Below are 20,442 nucleotides of genomic sequence, written 5' to 3' on the forward strand. Positions count from 1 at the left end.
CGTCAGCCCTCTCGCCACCCCTCTCGTCAGCCCTCCCCCCGGTCCTGGGGGAGGCACGTCACGCCCTCCCCGGGCAGGTGCAGACGGCGGCCCCGCCAGCGGGCGCGCAACCAGCGGTCGTGGCTGGCCACCACGACCGCGCCGGGGCCGTCCGCGGCCAGGGCGGCCTCCAGCTCGTCGGCCAGGCCCGGCGACAGGTGGTTGGTGGGCTCGTCGAGCAGCAGCACGTCGGGAGGGTCGGCGATCAGCAGCGCCAGCGCGAGGCGGCGGCGCTGGCCGACGGACAGCTCCCCCACCCGCAGGTTCGCGTCGCGGGCGCGGATCAGGCCGAGCGAACGCAGGGGCACGGCCTCGGCGCGCTCCGGCCCGAGGGCCCGCTCGTAGGTCTCCCGCACCGTGCGGGCGGGGTGCTCGAACGTCGTGTCCTGGGGCAGCAGGCCGACGGTCAGCCCCGGCCGCCGCCGTACCCGCCCGGCCGGCTCCAGGTCGCCGGACAGGACCGCGAGGAGGGTGGACTTGCCCGCACCGTTCGGGCCGGTGACCAGCAGCCGGTCCCCCTCCCGCAGGTCGAGCCGGTCGAGCGCGAGCCGCCCCGCCACCCGGACGTCCCGCGCCGACACCAAAACCCCACCACCCCGGCCCACCGCGCCACCACGATCCACTGCCGGACCTTCGAGGGGAGGGAGGGCGGTGTCGCCACGATCTCCCTCCGGACCTCCGAGGGGAGGAAGCGCTCCGTCGCCACGATCTCCCTCCGGACCTTCGAGGGGAGGAAGCGCCGCGTCGTCACGGTGCTCCTGCGGGCCTTCGGGGGGAGGGAGGGGGGCGGTGAGGCGGGGGCGGAGGCGTAGTGGGGGCGGTGGGGCGGGGACCTGCTCGCGTTCCAGCTCGGCGAGCCGGCGCGCGGCCTCGCGCACCCGCCGGGAGATCTGCTGCTGCACCCGCCCGGCGCGGTGTCCGTAGCCCATCTTCTCGTTGTCGCGGCGCAACCCGTCCTGCGCCACCCGCCGCGCGGTCACCGCGACGGCGCGGCGCAGCTCGTCCAGTTCCTCCTGCTCGGCCGCGTGTCGCCGTTCCCAGCGTTCGCGCTCGGCGCGTTTCCCGGTCAGGTACGCGCTGTAGCCGCCCCCGTACCGGACGGGGCCGTCCACGGCGGGGTCGAGGTCGAGCAGGTCCGTGCAGACCGCGTCGAGGAAGGCCCGGTCGTGGCTGGCCACGACGACCACGCCGGTCATGCCGCGCAGCTCCTCCTCCACGAAGACGGCGGCGTCGTCGTCGAGGTGGTTGGTGGGCTCGTCGAGCAGGAGCGCGGCGGGCCGCCTGATCAGCAGCGCCGCCAGGGCGAGCCGGCCGCGCTGCCCGCCGGACAACGACCCGAGCGCCCGCGTCCCCGGCACGCCGCCCAGGCCCAGCCGGTCCAGGACGATCTCCGCCCGCCGGTCGGCGTCCCAGGACTCGTGCTGCTGCGCCTGGTCGAGCCGGGCCCCGTACGCTTCGAGCAGCGCGGCGTCGTCCGGCGACCCGGCCAGCTCTTGGCTGAGCCGGTCGAGCTCGGCCAGGTCCGTGCGCGCCTCGCGCAGGGCGTCGTCGAGCACGTCGGCGAGCGTGTCCTCGGCCGCGAACGGCAGCTCCTGGTGCAGGAAGCCCAGGTCGGCGGGGCGGACGACGGTCCCGGAGTCGGGCTCGTCCACGCCGGCCAGCAGGCGCAGCAGCGTGGACTTGCCCGCGCCGTTCTCGCCGATGAGCCCGATCCGGCGGCCGGGGGCGGCGGTGAGCGAGAGGCCGTCGAGCACGCGCCGCGTGCCCAGCGTCCGGACGAGATCGTGAGCCAGCAGCGCGTCGCCGGCCGGCGGGCAGGGGTTGGAGAGCATGTGAACCTCGGAGGAGGACGCGGGCGCGCCGAAGCCGCCCGGTGAAGGGGACAGGGTTTCGTGGAACGACGGAAAGGCCCACGTCGGCGGCGCTCACGCGCGCACGCCCGGGCCGATCAGTCTCCGGTGTCACCCGGAGATGTCGTCGTCACCTGCCATGTCCGGTCTCCTGACCGTAGATCACATACGTTCCCACCGTAGCCTACGTGCCGCACCCCGCGGACGGGCCCAGGACGGCTCGGACGCCCGGGGTGACCGCCGCGCGGAAGGCGGCGTCGAGCTCGGCGGGCGAGGCGGCGGTCACGCCGTCCAGCCAGGCCCGCATCAGCCCCATGAACGCCCCCACCACGCACACCACCAGCAGGTCGAGCCCGGCCTGCTCCCGCGCGCCCGCCGCCAGCAGGTCGGCCCTGACCAGGTCGGCGACCACCTGCTCGCCCCGGGCGTACACCGGCCCGCCGCCACGCCGTCCGAGCAGGGCGCGCACCAGCCGCTCCTGCTCGCGAACGTGCTCGAACATCGGCAGGCTGAACGCGAACAGCTCCCCCGGCGCGCCGCCGCCCGGCGGACGCCGCAGGAACGCCAGCTCGGCCAGGTTGCTGAGCAGCACCTCCTGCTTGCCGGAGAAGTGGGCGTAGAACGTGGAGCGGCCGACGTCGGCCCGCTCGATGATGTCGGTGACGGTCACCGCCTCGTAGCCCTTCTCCAGGATCAGCGACACCAGCGCCTCCCGGACTCGTCGCCGCGTGCGCCGCACCCGCCGGTCTCCGGACACCTTCCCCCTCCCTGTGCGCTACCGGACGCCACGGCCGATCTGCTCGTTGACCCGCGTCCCGTACGAACACATCATTCATTACCGAACAGGTTGTTCGGCAACTGACCGGAGGAACCGCCATGCTGGGAAGGTTTCTGCACCACCACGAAGAGCACGCCGAGTCCGGCGGCACCATCGACTACCCGCGCCGGTACGAGCTGCTCAGCGCGGTCGCGTTCCTCGGCGGACGCCGGGCCGCGTTCACCCGCCTGGCCGCCGCCGGGCCGCGCGCCGGCGACCGCGTGCTCGACGTCGGCTGCGGCACCGGCTACCTCACGCGGATCATCGCGCCCGTGGTCACCCCGAGCGGCCGGGTGACCGGCCTCGACCCGTCCCCCGAGATGATCGGGTACGCCGCCCGGCGCGCCCCCGCCAACTGCGACTACGTGGTCGGCGAGGGCCAGGACCTGCCGTTCCCGGACGGCTCGTTCGACCTGGTCGTCTCCAGCTTCGCGGTGCACCACATGCCCGTGGCGGCCAGGCCGGAGGCGCTGCGCCAGATGTTCCGCGTGCTGCGTCCGGGCGGGCGGCTGCTCGTGGCCGAGTTCCGGCCGCCGACCGGCGCGCTGGCCCGCCGCGTCGTCGGCGCGCTGGCCGGTCCCGCGATGCGCCATGACCTGCGCGCCCTGCTCGGCACGCTGATCCCCGCTGCGGGGTTCCTGGTGGAGACCGAAGGCGACCTGCCGCACGCGCTGTTCCACGTCCGCGCCACCCGTCCATAGCCGCGCGCGCTGTTCCACCGCAGAGCGACCCCTCCGTAGCCCGCGCGCGGTGTTCCGTGTCGGGCGCGGGCCGTCCGCAGGCCGTCGTCACGGCCTGAGGACGATCTTGCCGTGGGTGTGCCGCCGCTCCAGCTCGCCGAAGGCGTCCCGGACCCGCTCCAGCGGGTACACGCGGGCGATCGGCACCTCCAGCTCCCCCCGCGCGGCGAGCCGGGCCAGCTCCCCGACCACGACCGCGCAGGCGGCCGCCCCTTCCCCGTACGTCCGCGCGCCGACCCTGGCCGCACCCGCCCAGTCGCAGATCGTGTCGATCCGGTCGGGCCGCACGCCCAGCTCGACCGCCAGATCGACGTAACCGTCCCCGTAGGTGTCGATGAACGCGTGCACCTTGCCGCCGGTGGCCGACCGGATCCGCCCGGCCACGCCCTCCCCGTACGCGACCGGCACGACGCCGTGCCCCCGCAACCAGGCGTGGTTGGCCTCGCTCGCCAGCCCGATCACCGTCGCGCCCCGCCGCCGCGCGAGCTGCACGGCGATGGACCCGACGCCGCCCGCCGCCCCGGACACCACCACCGTCTCCCCCGGCCCCGGATCGACCGCGAACACCGTGGCGTACGCCGTCGTGCCGGCCACGTACAACGACCCGGCCACCTCCCAGGGCAGCCCCACGGGCCGCAGGGTCAGCGCCACGTCGTCGGCCACGACGAACTCCGCGTGGCTCGCCCTGCGATGGGTGAAGCCGAGCACCTCGTCGCCCACCGCGAACCCGCGCACCTCCGGACCGGCCGCCACCACCACGCCGGCCAGATCGCTGCCCTGCCCGGACGGGAACGTCGCCGGCCAGCGCCCGTGCCGCGCCCCCTGGCGGATCATGGTCTCGCCGGGCTGGATCCCGGCCGCCCGCACCTCGACCAGCACCTGACCGGGGCCCGGCGCCGGACGCTCGACCTCCTCCACCCGCAGGACGTCGATCCCGCCGTACTCGTGGAACCGCACAGCCTTCATCGCGTGATCACCCTCCTCGCCCGGACCGGCCCTTCGCGCGGCCGCACCCCACCCTGCCGCTCCCGCCCCGGCGGCGAAACGGGACCGCTCTTCCCAGGACCGCCGATCCCAGGAAGCGGCTTGACTTCAAGCGCACTTTAAGCCGCAGGATCCCGCACATGACCAAGAACCAGACGACAGGCCGTACCGGCCAGGAGACCGACGCGCTCATCGCCCTGCTCGACCTCGCGGACCACCTGCCCGGGGCGGCCGAGCTGCGGGCGCGTTCCTACGAGTTGCTCGGCCTCGCGCCCGGGGCGGCGGTGGCCGACGTGGGCTGCGGATCCGGCCGCGCGGCGGCGGAGATGGCCGAGCTGGGCGCGCGGGCGATCGGCGTCGACCCCGACGAGCGGATGATCGGCGTGGCGGCCGGGCGGTGGCCCGCCGCCGAGTTCCGGGTGGCGGAGGCGTACGCGCTGCCGTTCGCCGACGGCGAGCTGCGCGGCTATCGCGCCGAGAAGGTATACCACGTCCTGGACGACCCGGCCCGCGCCGTGGCCGAGGCGCGGCGGGTGCTCGCGCCCGGCGGGCGGATCGTGCTGCTCGGGCAGGACTGGGACACCATCGTCATCGACTCCGGCGACGCCGCGCTCACCCGCCGGATCGTGCACGCCCGCGCCGACCTCGTCACATCGCCCCGCGTCGTCCGCGCCACCCGCAACCTGCTGCTGGACGCCGGCTTCACCGACGTCACCGTCGAGGTGCGCACCAGCGTCGTCACCGATGCGACGCTGGTGGCCGTGCTGGCCGACCTGGCGGGGATGGCGCGCTCGGCCGGGGCGGTCAGTGCGGCGGAGGCCGAGACCTGGCTCGCCGAGCAGCGGGAACGGGCGCGGGCCGGGCGGCTGTTCCTCGCCCTGCCGCTGTTCGTGACCGCGGCCACGCGTTAGGCCCCCCGGGCTCAGGGGCGGGGACAGGGCCGGGGCCGGGTCAGCGGCGGGGCGGGGCGAAGGCGGTGAGCTCGCCGCTCTCGTGCCGTTCGAGCAGGGCCTCGGCGCCGTGCTCAAGGGCGCGGGCCGCGTCCGCCGCGCGCGGGAGCATGGTGCTCTCGTACGCGGCCACGGCCTCGGCCACCGTGGCGGACCCGGCCAGCGCGAGGGCGAGCTCGCAGGCGTCGAGCATGGCCAGGTTGGCGCCGGCGCCGAGCGGCGGCATGAGGTGGGCGGCGTCGCCGAGCAGGGTCACGCTGGACGACCGTTCCCACACGTGCGGGACGGGCAGCGCGAACAGCGGGCGATCGACGTACGGCCTGAGTACTACGAACGGATGTGGACCGGGCACGCCGCCGCCCTCGGCACGGCCATCGCCGAGGACGCGGGCGTGGCCCCCGACGACGTCGCCTGCCACGCGCTCGCCCGGTTCGTCCTGGAGACCCCGGCGCTCACGCGGGGGCGGCCGGATCTTCGCGGGGCCGTCGAGCAGGTCTTCGACCTCCTCGCGCACGGCTGGCGCCCGCCGCGCTAGCGACCGGCGCCGGCCCGCGCCCTCAGACGGTCCGGGACGACCGCCCGCCGTCGATCCCCCACGACACGATCCTGACGGGGGTGATCACGATGACCTCCCGCGAGAAGTACGGCACCGGCGGCTCGTGGTCGGCCAGGGCCGCCGCCGTGCCCCGGATCTCGATGCCGCGCACCACCCACGGGTCGACCGAGGCCAGGTCGTCCACGACGAGGGCGGCGGTGCTGCCCCGCTGGACGTTCCTGAACTTCTTGGAGGCGCCCATCGCGTGCCCGCCGATGGTGATCGTGCCCGTGGCGGCGTCCACGAAGAAGCCGACGGGGTTGTTCTGCACGTCTCCGGAGGGGGAGACGGTGGCCAGCCGGCCGAGGTGCTGTCCGGCCAGGTAGTCGAGCTCTGCCTGCGTGAAGATCATGCGGGGAAGTATGCAACCTTGACACCGGCGTCACCCCAAACCCACCCATTCCATCAGTTCGAGTCCAGGACGATGTGCCGGCATTCGGCCAGGAACGTCCCCGGCCCGTCCCCCGGCCCGGTGGATCGGGCGTGGGACGGGCCGGGGACGGGCGGGTCAGTGGCGGGACAGCCGCAGCGGGAAGGTGCCGGGGCCGACGCCGCCGAGCGTGGTGGTGTAGGCCGCGAGGTACCGGTCCAGGTACGGCGAGCGGTCACCCTGGGTGGGCACGTCGTGCCGCGTGGACAGCAGGTCCAGGCTGAGCCGCGCGCCGGAGACCTTGATCGTGTTGCCCGAGGGCACGTCCAGCCAGCCGTTGGACTCGATGGTGCCGATCTGCACGCCCAGCCGGTGGCCCGGCTCGAACGTCCAGTCGGCCGACTTCAGGTCGAACGCGACCGGGCCGCGGCGTTCCAGCAGCGCGACGTTCTCGTCGAACATCGTCGCCCTGCCGTCGGGGGCGACGTCCCACAGGCGGACCATGACGTTGCCGTTCGTGCTCGCGTCGAGCCTGATCCGCGGCGTGCCGGTGAGCCTGAGCCGCTCGGCGGCGGGCGTGGACCAGGTCCAGAAGCTGCCCGAGGCGGCCGCGCTCTGCCTGGCCGAGCTCTTCTCGGCGGTGGAGAGCGGTTCGATCGGCGGCGCGTGCTCCATGTCCCAGCGGCCGGAGGGGGCGGTGGTCGCCGTCGCCGCGGCGCCGCCGCCGTCGTCGAGGTACGCGCCGGCCGACAGCGGGGCCTCGTACGACGTCGTGACCACCGGCCAGGCCGGCTGGGCGCGCCACCCGCCGAGGCTGTCCTCGATCGCGTACGCCGGGTCGCTCACCGAGGGCCGCACGCCGCGCAGGTACTGGTCGTAGAACCGCATCACCTCGTCGAACCAGCCGGCCCGGCCCTGCAGCAGCCGGCCCTGGGCGTCGGTGTCGTTGCCGCGCACGTGCTCCCACTGGCCGAGCCAGCCGCGTTCGCGCCCGCGGTGGTTGTCCAGGTAGACCTCCATGTCCTCGGGCTTGGTGTTGGGCTCGATGAAGCCCTGGGTGACCAGCAGCGGCGTGCTGGTGCCGGCCGCGCGATCGGCCAGGTCGCGCGCCCGCCAGTACGCCGAGCGCAGGTCGGGATTGTTGTTGTTGGTGATGTTGTCGGACAGGCAGGCGGGATGGGCGGTCTCGTACTGGGCGTTCGCCTTGTACCGGTCGCTGTCGCCGGCCATCGGCGCCATCGTCGCGATCGAGTTGTACGCCTCCGGCGTGCCCGTGACGTTGGGCCGCGGCACCTTGTTGCTGAACAGGTAGTTGTACATGTTCCAGACCGGCTCCTGGGCGACGACCGCCTTCAGGCTCGGCAGCCTGAGGTTGTTGCCGACCAGGCCGGTGACCGCGTCGTACGACTTGCCGTACATGCCGACCTTGCCGGTGGACCAGGGCTGGGCCGCCGACCACTCGACGGCGGCCCGCACGTCGGCCTGCTCGCCCGGCCCGACCCAGTCGAGGCAGCCGGTGCTGCCGCCGAAGCCGCGCAGGTCGACCATCACGAAGGTGTAGCCGCGGGTCATCAGCCCGGCGCCGTCGACGAAGTCGCGGAACCGCGCCGACGGCCCGACCTGGTCCCATCCCTCCGGGCCGGTCTGCCCGGCGTGGGCGAAGTAGGGGCCGACCGAGACGATCACCGGCGTCCGCGCGCCGGCCGGCAGGTGCGCCGGGCGCAGCACGTCGGCGTGCAGCTCGACGCCGCTGCCGTCGGCGGAGGGGAAGTACGCCTCCGACCACGCGGCGCCCGCGGGGACGCGGGGGTTTTCCTCGTGCGTCACCCCCGGGGCCGTGGTCCGGGCCGTGGTCCGGGCCGAGGCGGGCGGGCCGCCCGCGGCGAGGGTGGTGATCGTGACCAGGACGCCGGCCGCCACAGTGGCCGTCGCCTTCCCGCGGATGTTCATCGACTCTCCCCGTGCATAGGTGTGCCGGCGGCGTCCGAACGAGCGTGCACCACTCATATGCCAGCGGGCACGCCCAGGCAAGCCCCGCCACACCCGTCCGGGTGGTCAGCGGGGGGAGCGGCGGGTCAGGCGCAGGCGGATGTCGTGCTCGGCCCACAGCACGAACCGTTCGACGGGCGTCACCGGATGGTCTTCGACCGGCTCGAAGGCGAACCTCCTGAGCAGCACGGCGAGCACCAGCTCGGCCTCCACCATGGCCAGGCTCGCGCCCTCGCAGCCGCGCGGCCCGAGGCCGAAGGGGAGGTAGGCGTAGCGGTGGCGGGCGGCCTGCTCCTCGGGGGTGAAGCGGTCGGGCCGGAAGGCGTGCGGGTCCGGCCAGTGGCGGGGGTCGAGGTGCACGGCCCAGAAGGGGTAGAAGATCGTGGTGCCGGCCGGGACGTGGTGGCCGTCCAGGGTGAGGTCCTCGGTGGTCTCGCGGGCGCCGTACGGACCGGGCGGGTAGAGCCGCATCGACTCCTTGAGCGCCATCTCCAGGTACGGAAGGCGTCGCAGGTCGGCGTAGTCGGGGGCGGCGCGGTCGCCCAGCACGTCGTCCAGCTCGGCGGCCACCCGCGCGGCCGGGCCGGGGTTGCGCGCGAGCAGGTGCAGGGTCCAGGAGACGGCCACGCCGGTGGTGTGGTGGGCGGCGAGCATGATCATGAGCACGGTGTCCCTGATCCGGGCGGGCGACATGGCCGCCTGTGCCAGGGCAGCGACCAGCTCGCTGCCGCCGCGGGCCAGCACCCCGTCCACGACCTCGCGCAGGTACGCCAGTGCCCGGTCGCCGCGCGCGAGGTCGTCGCCGCGCTCGTGCAGGCGGCCCAGGTGGACGGTCAGCACGGTCTCGAACGCGCGCACCACCCGCGCCGGGTCGGCCAGGCCGCCGCCCAGGGCGTACTGGGCGATCATGCGCAGGGACAGCTCGCTCAGGTCCTGCTGGAGCGCCACCGGGCCGTCGGCGGCGCGGCGCTCCCAGCGGTCGGCCAGCTCGGTGGCCAGGGTGACGAAGCCGGCGAAGTGCGCCTCGTGCGAGCGGCGGCCGGCCAGCACCGAGAGCAGGACCCGGCGGAAGGGGCCGTGCTCGTCGGCGGGGAGCGTCTGCAGGTTGCCGGCCTCGCACAGGGGCGCGAGGAACGCGAAGAGCTCGTCGGGGCGTGCGTCGATCGCGGCCGTGGCCTCCAGCAGCACGGGGTCGGCCACCGAGATCGCGGACGGCGTGCCGGGGAGCTGGAAGCGCACCAGCGGGCCGTACCGCTCGTGCAGCCGCAGCTGGTAGGTGTGCAGGCCGCCGGCGGCCGCGACGGCGCTCAGCCCGCCGTCCGCCGCGGGAGGAGGGCCGGGGATGTCACGCATCCGGCCACCGTCTCGCGGACGCGCCCGCCCGGCAAGTGTCCCGGGGCGGCGGCGGTCACCTTTCTCCGGTTGGACGCGTCAGCAGAATGAGGACGCCCCTTTGAGAGGAAATATCGCTATGACTCCCCATGACCTGCTGGCTGATCGGTTCGAGGGGCATCGTCCCCGTCTGCAGGCGATCGCCTACCGCATGCTCGGCTCGCTGACCGAGGCCGAGGACGCGGTCCAGGAGGCGTGGCTGCGGCTGGCGCGCTCGGACTCGGGCGACATCGCCAACCTGGGCGCCTGGCTGACCACCGTGGTGAGCCGGGTCTGCCTGGACATCCTGCGCGCCCGCAAGGCCCTGCGGGAGGAGCCGCTGGAGGCGCGGCTGCCGGACCCGGTGGTCGGCCGGGCCGAGGCCGCCGACCCGGCCGCGGGCCCCGAGCAGGAGGTGCTGCTGGCCGACTCGGTGGGCCTGGCGCTGCTGGTCGTGCTGGAGTCGTTGTCGCCGGCCGAGCGGCTGGCGTTCGTGCTGCACGACATGTTCGGCCTGCCGTTCGAGCAGATCGCGCCCATCGTGGAACGCACGCCGGTGGCGGCCAAGAAGCTGGCCAGCCGGGCGCGTCAGCGGGTGCGCGGCGCGGCCCCGACCCCCGATCCCGACCTCGCCGGTCAGCGCCGGGTGGTGGCGGCGTTCCTGGCCGCGGCCCGCGAGGGCGACTTCGGCGCGCTGCTGGCCGTCCTCGATCCTGACGTGGTGCTGCGCGCCGACCGCGGCCTGCTCACCGGCGGCATGAAGGTCGTCCGCGGCGCGGCGGACGTGGCCGGTCAGGCGGTCGCCTTCCGCCGCTCGCCCATCGGCGCGGTCGCCCGTCCGGCGCTCGTCAACGGTCTGGCGGGGCTGGTCAACACCGTCGAGGGCAGGCTGTACTCGGTCATGAGCTTCACCGTCAGCGACGGCCGGATCGCCGCGATCGACATCCTGGCCGACCCCGACCGGCTGGCCGTCCTCGACCTCACGCCCCTGGAGCACTGATCGCGGGACGGTGATTGACGAAGGTCGTCGCGTGCTGCACGATCGGTCGCGCGGGGTCGTCCACCGGCCGCCACCTACGAAGGGTTCGCTGATGACGCTCGCCTCCCGGCTCGGTCACGCCCCCGACGACCGGCTGCTCATCGTCAACGCCGACGACTACGGCATGAGCCGGTCGGCCAACCTCGGCATCACCTCCCTCCTGCGGGCGGGGGCGATCAGCTCGGCCACGGTGATGACGCCCTGCCCGTGGGCGCCGCAGGCCGCCGCCGAGGCCGCGGGTTTCGACGTCGGGGTGCACCTGACGCTGACCAGCGAGTGGGAGGGGTACCGCTGGGGCCCGGTCACCCGCGACCGGCCGGTCCCCACGCTGGTGGACGAGACCGGCCACTTCTTCCGCGACTGCGCCTCCTTCGAACGGTCCGCCGACCCCGGTGAGGTCCGCGTCGAGATCGTCAACCAGATCCGCAAGGCCGTCGCGCTCGGCCTGGACCCCTCGCACGCCGACAACCACATGGGCAGCCTGTACGGCCTGGCCACCGGCCGCCACTTCCTCGACGTCGTCCTGCCGGTGTGCGCCGAGTTCGGCCTGCCCTTCCGCCTGCCCCGCTCGCTGGCCGGCACCGGCGCGCCGGAGGAGCTGGAGCCCGTGGCGCGGGCCCTGGCCGCGATGGCCGACGACGCCGGGGTGGTCATCCTCGACCACCTGTGGTCGCTGCCCTTCCAGCAGTCCGACGGCGAGGACTACGACTCGCTCAAGAAGGACATGATCGGGCTGCTGCGCTCGCTGCGGCCGGGCGTGACGGAGATCTACATCCACCCGTTCGAGGACACCGACGAGCTGCGCGCCATCATGCCGGGCGCGGCCAAGCGCGGCTGGGAGCTGGCCCTGTTCACCGACCCCGACGTCCGGGAGGTCCTCGACGCCGAGGACGTCAAGCTGATCGGCTGGCTCGACCTGCGGGCCGCGCAGCGCGGCGAACGCCCGTGACCGCGGGCCGCTACCCGGGCCCGGTGGGCACCAGGTAGCGGCGTTTGCGCTCGGTGAGGTCGAGGAGCCGGCCGCCGTTGGCCTCGATGACCCGCCGGGAGGCGGTGTTCGTCCGGTCGCACATGACCAGGGCCGGGTCGACGCCCAGCCGCCGGGCGATCGGCAGCGCCGCGGCCAGCATCGCCGTCGCGTGGCCCTGACGGCGGGCGCCCGGGCGCACGTCGTAGCCGATGTGGCCGCCGAGCCGCTCCAGCTCCGGGGTGAGCCGGTGGCGGACGGCCAGCCTGCCGAGGAACCGGTCGCCGTCGGCCCACCACAGCGTGGTCATCGGCACGAACCCCGCGCGCACGCCCGCCTGGGTGCGCTCGCCCAGCAGCCGCCGGACGTAGGACGCGAAGGCCGCCGGACCGGTCAGCGCCGCGGGATCGACGTCCTGGACGAACCACGGGACCGGGAAGTCGCGGTCGGCCCGGAACTCGGCCACCGCCTCCAGGAACGACGCCCTTAACGCGGGCGTGGGATCGACGAGGGCCGGCATGCCGACCATGATGCCCGACGGCCGGTCAGGACGGGCGGGGTGTTCTCGCGGTGGCGCGGTCGAAGAGCTCGGCGAGCTCGTCGGCGCAGTGGCCGGGGTCGAGGCCGCCGGCGACCCGGTCGGCCACCGCGTCGATGCCGGCGCGCAGGGACGTGGCCATCAGGACGCTGTCGAACGCCCGGAACGCGCCGCTGCGCTGGCCGTCGTCGAACAGCGCGACCAGCCTGGCGATGGCGGCGTCCCGCTCGCCGCCCCCCACGGGCGCGCGGTTGAACGCGATCTGCTGGACCGCGCGCACGTGGGCCGGATGGGCGGCGATGAAGGCGATGTTCGCCCTGATGAACGCCTCCAGCTGGGCACGGGCTCCGGACGCGGCCTCGATCGCCGGCCGCATGAAGGCGGCCGCGTCGGAGACGACCTGCCGGACGACGGCCTCGAAGAGCTGCTCCTTGGTGGAGAAGTGGTAGGAGATCAGCCTCTTGCTGCTGAGCCCGGCATGCCGGCAGATGGCCTCGAACGTGGTCTCCGGGTAACCCCGCTCGGCGAGCACGGCGATCGCGGCCGAGGCGATCTGGGCCTTGCGGGCCTCGGTGGCCGCCTGACGGGTTCCGGAGCTCTCCATGTCAGCCCAGCTTGCCACGCTTCGGGAACGCCGCACGCACGGCGCGGCGGTTGACGACGACCGCGACGGCGGCGACCAGGACGCCGACCACGGCCTGCTCGGCCTTCATCCACAGCGGGTAGCCGCTGTCCGGCGCGAGGAGGATGAGCACGACGCCGACGGGCGCGGCGACGGAGACGAACCGGATGCGCACGTAGGCGGCCCGTCTGCCGCGGGCGGCCTGCCCGGCGAGGGAGACGAGCCAGGCGGAGGCGGCGGCGACGGCGGCGGCGCGCAGCCACACCACCCAGTTGCCGCCGACGACGGCGGCCACGCCGAGCGTGGCGATCGACAGGAGCAGCACGGCGGCGAAGAGGACCCGGACGAGCCGCCAGACCTGATTGTTATCCATAAGGATAAATTTACACGCTCGGATAACAAAGCGCGCGGCCACCGCCGGGAGAAAATTCGTTGCCGCCGGCCCGGCGGGGCGGCCACGATCGATCATGACCGTGACCCGCGAGGTACTCGCCTGGCCGACGGCTACGAGGTGGACCTGCTGGACCCCGTGCCGCTGCACGTGGAGCGGGCGGCGAGGGTGCCGGGGCTGCGCGCCCGGGTCGGCGACGCGCGGCGGCTGCCCGTGCCCGACGGCGGCGCGGACGCCGTCCTGCTGCTGGGCCCGCTCTACCACCTGGCCGACCGGGCCGACCGGCTGCGGGCCCTGGGCGAGGCCCGGCCCGCCGGGGCGGCCGCGGCCGGCCCGGCCGTGTGCGCGCCGCCGCAGGGCGGCGCTCCCCCCGGCGCGGAACGGCCCACGACGATCGACGTGGTGGCGCAGGCGTACCGGTGCGTGCTCGCCCGCTACTACGGCGCCGCCGCGCTGGACGGCCGGACGCTGCTCACCGCCGGGTTCGCCGCCTTCGTCACGGAACTCAACCGGGCCGGCCACGACCTGCCCGAGGCCACGATGCCGGCGCTGACCGGCGACAGGACGGCCGACTGGACCGCGTTCGAGGCCGCCTACCGGCGGGTCACCGACCGCCTGCCGCGCGACGACGCCCTGCGCGCCCGGCTGGCCGCCGCCACCCTGGAGGCGATCGTGGCCACGCTCGGCGACGACCACGCCCGCTGGGAGCACGGCGCACGACGCCCGCCCGACGCCTACGACGGCGACCAGTACGGCCTCGGCCTCACGGCCAGCGCCCGCCGGGCCGACGCCCCCGGGACGGCGCTGCCGCCGCTGTTCGTGACCGCCGTGCCCGGCGGACCGGCGCGGGCCGCCGGAGTGCGCCCCGGCGACGTCGTCGAGTCGGTCGACGGCTCGGCGCCCTTCGTCGGCACCCAGGTCACCCCAGCCGTCGTCGCCGCGCTCTACCCGCGCTACCCGCAGGCCGCCCCGGTCCGGCTGCGGCTGCTGCGTCCCGACACCGGCCGCCGCCGCACCGTGACGCTGAAGCCCCGCCTGTTCCGGCCCGATCCCGACACCCTGCCCGTCGTGGCGGCCGGCCTGCTCGCCGGGAACGTCGCCCACGTGCGGATGAGCGGCTTCGCGCCCGACTCCGCCGACCGGGTGCTGCGGGCGATCACCCGGCTGCGGACCGGCAGGACGCTCGCCGGGGTCGTGCTGGACCTGCGCGGCAACGGCGGCGGCAGCCCCGGGGAGGTGAACCGGCTGCTGGGCGGGTTCGCGCACGGCGCGGTGACCGCCTACCAGTGCGCCGCGGACGGCTCGTGCGAGACCATGCGGACCGACGACACCGTCCCGCTGGTCGGGCTGCCGCTGGTGGTGCTGACCGACCGGGGCTGCGCCTCGGCGTGCGAGCACTTCAGCGCCGCCGTCAAGGACCTGCGGCTCGGCCGGCTGGTCGGGACGCGGACGGCCGGGGCCGTGTCGGGGCCGGCGCAGCCGTACGCGCTGGGCGACAACACCGTTCTCGCGTTCCCGTCCAGGCATCACCTGGCGCCGGGGCGCGAGGCGATCGACCGGGTCGGCGTGCCGCCCGACGTGCACGTGCCGCTGACCCCGCGCGACGCCGCCGCCGGGCGCGACCCCGCCCTGGCCGCGGCGCTGAACCTGCTGCACCCCTGACGATCCCCTGTGCCGACGAGGACGGACCTTCTCATGAGCCATGCCGTCGTACCGAAGCCGATCTCCCACGCCGTGTCGGCCGTCCTGACCGTGTCGTGCCTGCTGTCGGCGTGCGCCGCGCCCGCGCCGCCGAGGGCCGCCGCCGCCCGCCCGTCGGCCACGACCGCCACGCCCGCCGCTCCCCCGGCGCTGCCCCCGCCGACCGGCGACCGGCCGGTCGGCGCCACCGTCCTGTACCTGAAGGACGCCTCCCGCGCCGACCCGTGGGCGCCCGAGGCGAAGGCCAGGGAGCTGATGGTCACCCTGTGGTACCCGGCGCGGGCGCGGACGGGCACGCCCGCGCCCTACATGTCGGCCGAGGAGTCCGAGCTGACGCTGAAGGGCAAGCGGGTGACCGGCGCGCCCGCCGACGTGCTGAGCAAGGTGCGGACCAACGCCCGCGCCGACGCCGAGCCCGCCGGACGGGCGGGCGGCCTGCCCCTGGTGGTGCTCTCCCCCGGCTTCACCCTGCCGCGCGGCACGCTGACCGCCCTCGCCGAGGACCTGGCCTCGCACGGGTACGTCGTGGCCGGCGTCGACCACGCCTACGAGAACTACGCCACGACCTTCCCCGGCGGGCGGATCGCGACGTGCGTGGCCTGCGACAGCGACACCGACCCCGGGTTCGGGCCGAGGGTGACCGCGGCGCGGGCGGCCGACGTCTCCTTCGTGCTCGACCGGCTGACCGGCCCGGACCCGGCGTGGCCGGGCTCGCGGCTGATCGACCGGAGGAGGATCGCGATGGCGGGCCACTCGATCGGCGGGGCCGCGGCGGTGGAGGCCATGCTGAAGGACCGCCGGATCCGCGCCGGCCTCGACATGGACGGCACCACGTACGCCCGGATCCCCAAGAGCGGGCTGTCGCGGCCGTTCCTGTTCCTGGGGTCGGCGGGCCACCCGCCGGGCGGGCGCGACACCTCCTGGGACCGCGACTGGAAGCTGCTGTCCGGCTGGAAGCGGTGGCTGACGCTGCCCGGCGCGGACCACCAGTCCTTCACCGACGTGCCGCTGCTGGCCAGGGCGCTCGGCCTGGGCACGCCGGGCTCCCTGGACGCGGCCCGGCCCACGCAGATCGTCCGCGCGTACGTCCGGGCCTTCCTCGACCTGCACCTGCGCGGCAGGCCGCAGCCGTTGCTGGACGGGCCGTCGGCGCGCTACCCGGAGGTGCGGTTCTGCGTGCCCGGGAAGGACTGCCGGTGACCGCCCGGCCGGGAGCCCCCGGTCAGGTGAGGCGGTCGAGCAGGTCGTCGAGCGTCCCGGCGAGGGCCTGCGACCTGGCCGGGGTGAACCAGGTGGTGCGGACGCGTTCGTTGCTGCCGTTCGGGGTCTCGTGGTCGGCCGCGAGCCGCGCCAGCGAACGGCTCTCGTCGCCCAGAGCCCGCCCGAGCCCCTGGAACAGGCCGCGGACGTAGCCCTCCGCCACCTCGGGCGGCACGCCGTGCCCGGCGGCCCACGTGCTGAGCGTGGCCAGGTAGGACAGGTGGGTGGTGAGCGTGGCGGTCAGCGCGGAGAAGACGTTGAAGGCCGCCTCGTCCTCGGCTGCGAGCACGCCGCCCAGCCGTTCGAACAGGGCGTCGGTCACCGGGTGGGACGGCCAGGTCACCGTGACGGAGTCGCGGACGCGGACGGCGGGCAGCGGGATGGCCCGCACCAGGGTGGCGCGGGTGTCCAGGAGCTTGCGCAGCTCCTCGACGGCGACGCCGGCCATCACGTTGACCACGATCGTGTCGTCGGCCACGCGCAGGCCGGCCAGCGCGTCGTGCCGGTCCGGCGGGCGCACGGCGAGGACGACCAGCTCGGCGCGGTCCGCCACCTCCTGGTTGGAGGCGCACACGTGCACGTCGGCGTAGCGCTGCGACAGCTCCGCCGCCGCGCGGGCGCCCCGCGGGGAGAGGAACACCTCGGGACGCTCGCCGGGCCCCTCACACAGGCCCGTCACGATGGCCCGGCCGATCTCGCCCACCCCGATGACCCCGATCCGCTTCACCGTGTCTTCCTCCCGATCCCTGGTCGTACGTATTACAGCAGTCTGTACCGTTACTTCGGTTGCTGGCGGGATTCAGCGCGGAGACCGGCGTCCCTAGCGTTGTCCCCATGAGCGATCCGTACAGAATTGACACATATGAGCGGCCGGCGCGCAGCCCGCGGACCCGGCCCCGGCGACCGGCGTCGCGCCCCCTGCTGTGGATCATGGCGGTGGGCGGGGCCTCGGTGAACGTGGCGGCCAACATCGTCACGGGGGGCGATCTGAACCCCGTCGGGCTGGCGTCGGGCGTGGTGGGCGTGGTCGGCATCGCCGGGCTGCTGATCCTGCGCTTCGCCGGAGGCCGGTCGTGAGCGCGGTCGTGCGGCCCGTCATGGAGGCGGTCGTCACGCTGGAGCGGGTGAGCAAGACCTACGGTGACGTGGTCGCCCTCGACGACGTCTCGCTGGCCTTCCCGCGCGGCCGGTTCGTGGCCGTGATGGGGCCGTCGGGCTCGGGGAAGAGCACCCTCCTGCAGGCCGCCGCGGCCCTGGAGCCGCCGACGTCCGGCGAGATCACCATCTGCGGCGTCGAGGTCACCCGCATGTCGGAGACGCGCCGCACGGAGTGGCGCAGGAAGCACCTGGGCTACGTGTTCCAGTCCTACAACCTGCTGCCCACCGTGACCGTCGAGGACAACGTCACGTTGCCGCTGCGGATGGCCGGGGTGCGCCCGGACCGGGCCTGGCTCGGCGAGCTGGTCGACCGGATGGGCCTGCGCGACCGGATGCGGCACCTGCCCACGGAGTTGTCGGGCGGCCAGCAGCAGCGGGCGGCGATCGTCCGGGCCCTGGCCGCGCGCCCGGACGTGGTGTTCGCCGACGAGCCCACCGGCGCCCTCGACCTGCGCAGCGCCGCCCACGTGCTGGACCTGCTGCGCGAGCTGGTCGACGACCTGGGCCAGACCGTCGTCATGGTCACCCACGACCCGGCCGCCGCGGCCCGCGCGCACGACACCGTGGTCATGGCCGACGGGCGGGTCCTCGACGTCCTGCCCGCCCCGACCGCCGAGGACCTGGCCGTACGGCTGGCGCGGCTGAGCGGGGAGCGGGTCGCATGATCAGGCTCGCGCTGGCGCTCGCCAAGGCGGGCGGGCTGGTCGTGGTGTTCGCGGCGGTGCTGGGCGGGATGGCGCTGGTGACCGGGACCGGCGTGCTGGTGGACTCGGCCTTCCGCGCGCAGCCGCCCCTGCGGCTGTCGGGCGCGGACGTGCTGGTCTCGGCCCGGCAGACGATCCCGCTGAAGGAGGAGCCGGACATCGCGCTGCCCGAACGCGCCAGGATCCCCGGCTCGCTGGTCGCCTCGGCGTCCGGGGTGCCCGGCGTGGCGGCCGTGGCCGGTGACCTCGCCTTTCCCGCCGCCGCCGGGTCCGGGACGGCCGGGCGGACCGCCGACCCGGCCACCGCCGGGCACGGCTGGTCGTCCCTCGCGCTGAGCGGCCGGATCACCGCCGGACGGGCCCCGCGCGCCGCCGACGAGATCGCGGTGAGCGGCGCGCGGGTCGGCGACCGCCTGCGGCTGACGGCGGCCGGCACGCCGGGCACCTACCGGGTGAGCGCCGTGGTGGACGCCCCCGGCGTGTACTTCACCGACGCCGTCGCCGCCGCTCTGGCCGCCCGGACGGCGGGCCGGGCGCGGACGGTGGACCTCGTCGCGGTCCGCGCGGCGCCCGGCGTCTCCCCCGAGACGCTGGCCGCCCGGCTGAAGGCCCGCCTGGGCGACGGCTACGCGTACGCCACGGGCCGGGACCGGGCCGACGCGGAGTCGCCGGGCGCGGCGGCCGGCCGCGGTCTGCTGCTGGTCCTGCCCTCCTCGATCGGCGGGATCAGCCTGCTGGTGGTCGGGTTCGTGGTGGGCGGCGGCCTGGCGCTGTCGGTCAACCGGCAGCGCCGCGACCTCGCCCTGCTGCGCGCGGCCGGCGCGACCCCGCGTCAGGTGCGCAGGCTGGTGGCCGTCCAGGCCGCGGCGGCGGCGCTGCCGGCCGTGCCGTTCGGGGCCGCGCTCGGCTACTTCCTGGCCGCCCGCTTCGGCGAGCTGCTGACCGGGATCGGGCTGGTGCGCGCCGACCAGCCGCTGGTGTACGGGCCGCTGCCGGCGGTGGCCGCGACGCTGCTGCTGCTCGGCGTCACGCGGGTGGCCGCGTGGGCGGGGTCGCTGCGGGTCTCGCGCATGCCGGTGGTCTCCGGGCTGCCCGAGCCGCGCACGCCGTCGCCGGGGCGGACCCGGGCGGGGCTGCTGCTCATGCTCGGCGCGCTGGCGCTGTCGGTGACGCCGCTGTTCGTGCGGAGCGAGGCGGGCATGATCGGTCCGGGCATCGCGTCGATCGTCGCGGTGATCGGCCTGGCGCTGGCCGGTCCGCGGCTGGTGCAGGGGGTGGCCAGGGCGGTGGCCGGGTCGCGGCTCATGACGCGGCTGCCCGGCCCGCTGTGGCTGGCGGTGCACAACTCCCACGGGTACGCGCTGCGCACCGCCGGGGCCGTGGCCGCCCTCGGCATGGTCCTCACGCTCGGCCTCAGCGTGGTGCTCTCCCAGACCACGATGGAGCGGGCGCGCGCCGACGAGGTCGCCCTGGGCCTGCGCGGCCTGGTCACGATCACCGCTCCGGAGCTCGGCGGCGTCCCGCGCGACCTGCTGGCCGACGTGCGGTCGCGGACGAAGGCGGCGGGCATGGCGATGACGACCGTGGTGACCGAGCCGCTGCTGACCGGCGACAGCCCCGCCCTGATGGCCAGGCCCGCCATGGCGCTCGGCCCGGACGCCGAGGGCCTGGTCGACCTGGACCTCGCCGACGGCGGCCTGTCCGGGCTCAAGGGCGCGGCCGTCGCGGTGGAGGAGGGCCTGGGCCAGGTGGGCCGGACCATGGACCTGATCATGGGCGACGGCGCGCGGGTGCGGGCGCGGGTGGCCGCCACCTACCGGCGCGGCCTCGGGTTCGGCCCGATCGTGGTCTCCCGCGACCTGGCCGCCGCGCACACGACGACCGGCCTGGACAGCGCGGTGCTGGCCCGTCCCGCCGACTTCGGCGACCTGGCGCGCCGCCCCGGGCTGCGCTTCGACAGCCGCGCCGCGGGACCGCAGGCCGCCATGGCCTCGGCCCAGACGCTGGTGAACGTGGCCGTGCTCGCCGTGCTGCTGGGCTACGTGCTGGTGTCGGTCGCCAACCGGCTGGTGGCGACGACGACCGCGCGCCGGGAGGAGTTCGCCGGGCTGCGCGCGATCGGCCTGACCCGGCGTCAGCTCAGGCGCGTGGTGCGCTGGGAGGCGCTGCTCGTGGGCGCCGGGGCGTCGCTGTCGGGGCTGGTGCTGTCGGCGGTGCCGCTGGTGCTGCTGAGCGTGGGCTTCCTGGCCCGCCCGCTGCCTGCCGGGCCGTTGTGGCTGGTCCCCGCCTCTATCCTGGCAGTGATGACGATTGTGTCCCTCGCCATGGAGCTACCCGCCCGGAAGATCATGACGTGA

Annotated in this window: 21 protein-coding genes; 10 read left to right on the plus strand and 11 right to left on the minus strand. The window is 75.3% G+C overall.

The window, feature by feature from the left end; translation table 11 throughout:
- Positions 1-26 precede the first annotated feature (26 nt).
- Positions 27-1,871, minus strand: a complete 1,845-nt coding sequence (locus ABT158_RS42450) for an ABC-F family ATP-binding cassette domain-containing protein (protein WP_352363596.1) — start codon at positions 1,869-1,871, stop codon at positions 27-29.
- Positions 1,872-2,073: 202 nt separating this feature from the next.
- The gene (locus ABT158_RS42455; RefSeq protein ID WP_352363598.1) at positions 2,074-2,646 is read right to left on the minus strand and encodes a TetR/AcrR family transcriptional regulator; all 573 of its coding nucleotides are present in this window, start codon (positions 2,644-2,646) and stop codon (positions 2,074-2,076) included.
- Between the two features lie 119 nt (positions 2,647-2,765).
- On the opposite strand from ABT158_RS42455, the gene ABT158_RS42460 reads away from it, so the two are divergent.
- A complete protein-coding gene (locus tag ABT158_RS42460; protein WP_352363600.1) occupies positions 2,766-3,407 on the plus strand; it encodes a class I SAM-dependent methyltransferase in 642 nt (213 codons plus the stop codon).
- An 87-nt stretch (positions 3,408-3,494) separates the two neighbouring features.
- Here ABT158_RS42460 and ABT158_RS42465 read toward each other — a convergent pair whose 3' ends face one another.
- A complete protein-coding gene (locus ABT158_RS42465) occupies positions 3,495-4,412 on the minus strand; it encodes an NADP-dependent oxidoreductase (RefSeq protein WP_352363602.1) in 918 nt (305 codons plus the stop codon).
- Between the two features lie 158 nt (positions 4,413-4,570).
- On the opposite strand from ABT158_RS42465, the gene ABT158_RS42470 reads away from it, so the two are divergent.
- On the plus strand, positions 4,571-5,341 hold the full coding sequence (locus tag ABT158_RS42470; RefSeq protein WP_352363604.1) for a methyltransferase domain-containing protein: 771 nt from the start codon (positions 4,571-4,573) through the stop codon (positions 5,339-5,341).
- 40 nt (positions 5,342-5,381) lie between these two features.
- On the opposite strand, the gene ABT158_RS42475 is transcribed toward ABT158_RS42470, so the two are convergent.
- Complete coding sequence (locus ABT158_RS42475; RefSeq protein WP_352363606.1) at positions 5,382-5,636, minus strand: FAD-dependent monooxygenase; 255 nt, start codon at positions 5,634-5,636, stop codon at positions 5,382-5,384.
- A 21-nt stretch (positions 5,637-5,657) separates the two neighbouring features.
- On the opposite strand from ABT158_RS42475, the gene ABT158_RS42480 reads away from it, so the two are divergent.
- A complete protein-coding gene (locus ABT158_RS42480; RefSeq protein ID WP_352363608.1) occupies positions 5,658-5,915 on the plus strand; it encodes a hypothetical protein in 258 nt (85 codons plus the stop codon).
- 22 nt (positions 5,916-5,937) lie between these two features.
- Here ABT158_RS42480 and ABT158_RS42485 read toward each other — a convergent pair whose 3' ends face one another.
- The 3 genes from ABT158_RS42485 to ABT158_RS42495 form a co-directional block, all read right to left on the minus strand.
- A complete protein-coding gene (locus ABT158_RS42485) occupies positions 5,938-6,327 on the minus strand; it encodes a PPOX class F420-dependent oxidoreductase (protein WP_352363610.1) in 390 nt (129 codons plus the stop codon).
- Between the two features lie 156 nt (positions 6,328-6,483).
- A complete protein-coding gene (locus ABT158_RS42490) occupies positions 6,484-8,295 on the minus strand; it encodes a CocE/NonD family hydrolase (protein WP_352363612.1) in 1,812 nt (603 codons plus the stop codon).
- Positions 8,296-8,400: 105 nt separating this feature from the next.
- Positions 8,401-9,687 carry a cytochrome P450 gene (locus ABT158_RS42495; protein WP_352363614.1) on the minus strand — a complete coding sequence of 429 codons (1,287 nt, stop codon included), beginning with the start codon at positions 9,685-9,687 and terminating at the stop codon, positions 8,401-8,403.
- Between the two features lie 118 nt (positions 9,688-9,805).
- Here ABT158_RS42495 and ABT158_RS42500 point away from each other — a divergent pair, with 118 nt between their 5' ends.
- Both ABT158_RS42500 and ABT158_RS42505 read left to right on the plus strand, forming a co-directional pair.
- Positions 9,806-10,705: a sigma-70 family RNA polymerase sigma factor gene (locus ABT158_RS42500; RefSeq protein ID WP_352363616.1), complete on the plus strand. Its 900-nt coding sequence runs from the start codon at positions 9,806-9,808 to the stop codon at positions 10,703-10,705.
- A 31-nt stretch (positions 10,706-10,736) separates the two neighbouring features.
- Entirely contained in the window at positions 10,737-11,693 is a 957-nt protein-coding gene (locus ABT158_RS42505) for a polysaccharide deacetylase family protein (protein ID WP_352363618.1), read from the plus strand.
- A gap of 10 nt (positions 11,694-11,703) precedes the next feature.
- Here the strand turns inward: ABT158_RS42505 and ABT158_RS42510 are convergent, their stop codons facing one another.
- From ABT158_RS42510 to ABT158_RS42520, 3 genes are read right to left on the minus strand one after another with little or no spacing between them, the layout of a single operon-like run.
- Positions 11,704-12,231 carry a GNAT family N-acetyltransferase gene (locus tag ABT158_RS42510; RefSeq protein ID WP_352363620.1) on the minus strand — a complete coding sequence of 176 codons (528 nt, stop codon included), beginning with the start codon at positions 12,229-12,231 and terminating at the stop codon, positions 11,704-11,706.
- Between the two features lie 25 nt (positions 12,232-12,256).
- Positions 12,257-12,853 carry a TetR/AcrR family transcriptional regulator gene (locus tag ABT158_RS42515; protein ID WP_352363622.1) on the minus strand — a complete coding sequence of 199 codons (597 nt, stop codon included), beginning with the start codon at positions 12,851-12,853 and terminating at the stop codon, positions 12,257-12,259.
- 1 nt (position 12,854) lies between these two features.
- On the minus strand, positions 12,855-13,244 hold the full coding sequence (locus ABT158_RS42520) for a hypothetical protein (RefSeq protein ID WP_352363624.1): 390 nt from the start codon (positions 13,242-13,244) through the stop codon (positions 12,855-12,857).
- A 138-nt stretch (positions 13,245-13,382) separates the two neighbouring features.
- Between ABT158_RS42520 and ABT158_RS42525 the strand changes: the two genes are divergently transcribed.
- Together ABT158_RS42525 and ABT158_RS42530 are read left to right on the plus strand one after the other, a co-directional pair.
- Entirely contained in the window at positions 13,383-14,924 is a 1,542-nt protein-coding gene (locus ABT158_RS42525; RefSeq protein WP_352363626.1) for a S41 family peptidase, read from the plus strand.
- A gap of 33 nt (positions 14,925-14,957) precedes the next feature.
- Complete coding sequence (locus tag ABT158_RS42530; protein ID WP_352363628.1) at positions 14,958-16,163, plus strand: alpha/beta hydrolase family protein; 1,206 nt, start codon at positions 14,958-14,960, stop codon at positions 16,161-16,163.
- A gap of 22 nt (positions 16,164-16,185) precedes the next feature.
- Here the strand turns inward: ABT158_RS42530 and ABT158_RS42535 are convergent, their stop codons facing one another.
- The gene (locus tag ABT158_RS42535) at positions 16,186-16,950 is read right to left on the minus strand and encodes an NAD(P)-binding domain-containing protein (RefSeq protein WP_352363630.1); all 765 of its coding nucleotides are present in this window, start codon (positions 16,948-16,950) and stop codon (positions 16,186-16,188) included.
- 107 nt (positions 16,951-17,057) lie between these two features.
- On the opposite strand from ABT158_RS42535, the gene ABT158_RS42540 reads away from it, so the two are divergent.
- Genes ABT158_RS42540 through ABT158_RS42550 form a run of 3 tightly spaced genes read left to right on the plus strand, consistent with a single transcriptional unit; the run spans position 17,058 to position 20,442 of the window.
- Complete coding sequence (locus ABT158_RS42540; protein WP_352363631.1) at positions 17,058-17,300, plus strand: hypothetical protein; 243 nt, start codon at positions 17,058-17,060, stop codon at positions 17,298-17,300.
- A 20-nt stretch (positions 17,301-17,320) separates the two neighbouring features.
- Complete coding sequence (locus ABT158_RS42545) at positions 17,321-18,046, plus strand: ABC transporter ATP-binding protein (protein ID WP_352363770.1); 726 nt, start codon at positions 17,321-17,323, stop codon at positions 18,044-18,046.
- Positions 18,043-20,442, plus strand: coding sequence for an FtsX-like permease family protein (locus ABT158_RS42550; RefSeq protein ID WP_352363633.1), 2,400 nt, complete (start codon positions 18,043-18,045; stop codon positions 20,440-20,442). Before ABT158_RS42545 ends, ABT158_RS42550 begins: the two co-directional genes overlap by 4 nt.

This window comes from Nonomuraea sp. NPDC001636 (genome assembly GCF_040298265.1).
GTDB lineage: Bacteria > Actinomycetota > Actinomycetes > Streptosporangiales > Streptosporangiaceae > Nonomuraea.

What these genes read in the sequence shown, in the direction of transcription:
- ABT158_RS42495 (WP_352363614.1), bottom strand. Translation starts at nt 9,687, where the DNA reads ATGCGTGACATCCCCGGCCCTCCTCCCGCGGCGGACGGCGGGCTGAGC.
- ABT158_RS42460 (WP_352363600.1), top strand. Translation starts at nt 2,766, where the DNA reads ATGCTGGGAAGGTTTCTGCACCACCACGAAGAGCACGCCGAGTCCGGC.
- ABT158_RS42545 (WP_352363770.1), top strand. Translation starts at nt 17,321, where the DNA reads ATGGAGGCGGTCGTCACGCTGGAGCGGGTGAGCAAGACCTACGGTGAC.
- ABT158_RS42510 (WP_352363620.1), bottom strand. Translation starts at nt 12,231, where the DNA reads ATGCCGGCCCTCGTCGATCCCACGCCCGCGTTAAGGGCGTCGTTCCTG.
- ABT158_RS42500 (WP_352363616.1), top strand. Translation starts at nt 9,806, where the DNA reads ATGACTCCCCATGACCTGCTGGCTGATCGGTTCGAGGGGCATCGTCCC.
- ABT158_RS42470 (WP_352363604.1), top strand. Translation starts at nt 4,571, where the DNA reads ATGACCAAGAACCAGACGACAGGCCGTACCGGCCAGGAGACCGACGCG.
- ABT158_RS42550 (WP_352363633.1), top strand. Translation starts at nt 18,043, where the DNA reads ATGATCAGGCTCGCGCTGGCGCTCGCCAAGGCGGGCGGGCTGGTCGTG.
- ABT158_RS42530 (WP_352363628.1), top strand. Translation starts at nt 14,958, where the DNA reads ATGAGCCATGCCGTCGTACCGAAGCCGATCTCCCACGCCGTGTCGGCC.
- ABT158_RS42520 (WP_352363624.1), bottom strand. Translation starts at nt 13,244, where the DNA reads ATGGATAACAATCAGGTCTGGCGGCTCGTCCGGGTCCTCTTCGCCGCC.
- ABT158_RS42490 (WP_352363612.1), bottom strand. Translation starts at nt 8,295, where the DNA reads ATGAACATCCGCGGGAAGGCGACGGCCACTGTGGCGGCCGGCGTCCTG.
- ABT158_RS42465 (WP_352363602.1), bottom strand. Translation starts at nt 4,412, where the DNA reads ATGAAGGCTGTGCGGTTCCACGAGTACGGCGGGATCGACGTCCTGCGG.
- ABT158_RS42485 (WP_352363610.1), bottom strand. Translation starts at nt 6,327, where the DNA reads ATGATCTTCACGCAGGCAGAGCTCGACTACCTGGCCGGACAGCACCTC.
- ABT158_RS42450 (WP_352363596.1), bottom strand. Translation starts at nt 1,871, where the DNA reads ATGCTCTCCAACCCCTGCCCGCCGGCCGGCGACGCGCTGCTGGCTCAC.
- ABT158_RS42515 (WP_352363622.1), bottom strand. Translation starts at nt 12,853, where the DNA reads ATGGAGAGCTCCGGAACCCGTCAGGCGGCCACCGAGGCCCGCAAGGCC.
- ABT158_RS42540 (WP_352363631.1), top strand. Translation starts at nt 17,058, where the DNA reads ATGAGCGATCCGTACAGAATTGACACATATGAGCGGCCGGCGCGCAGC.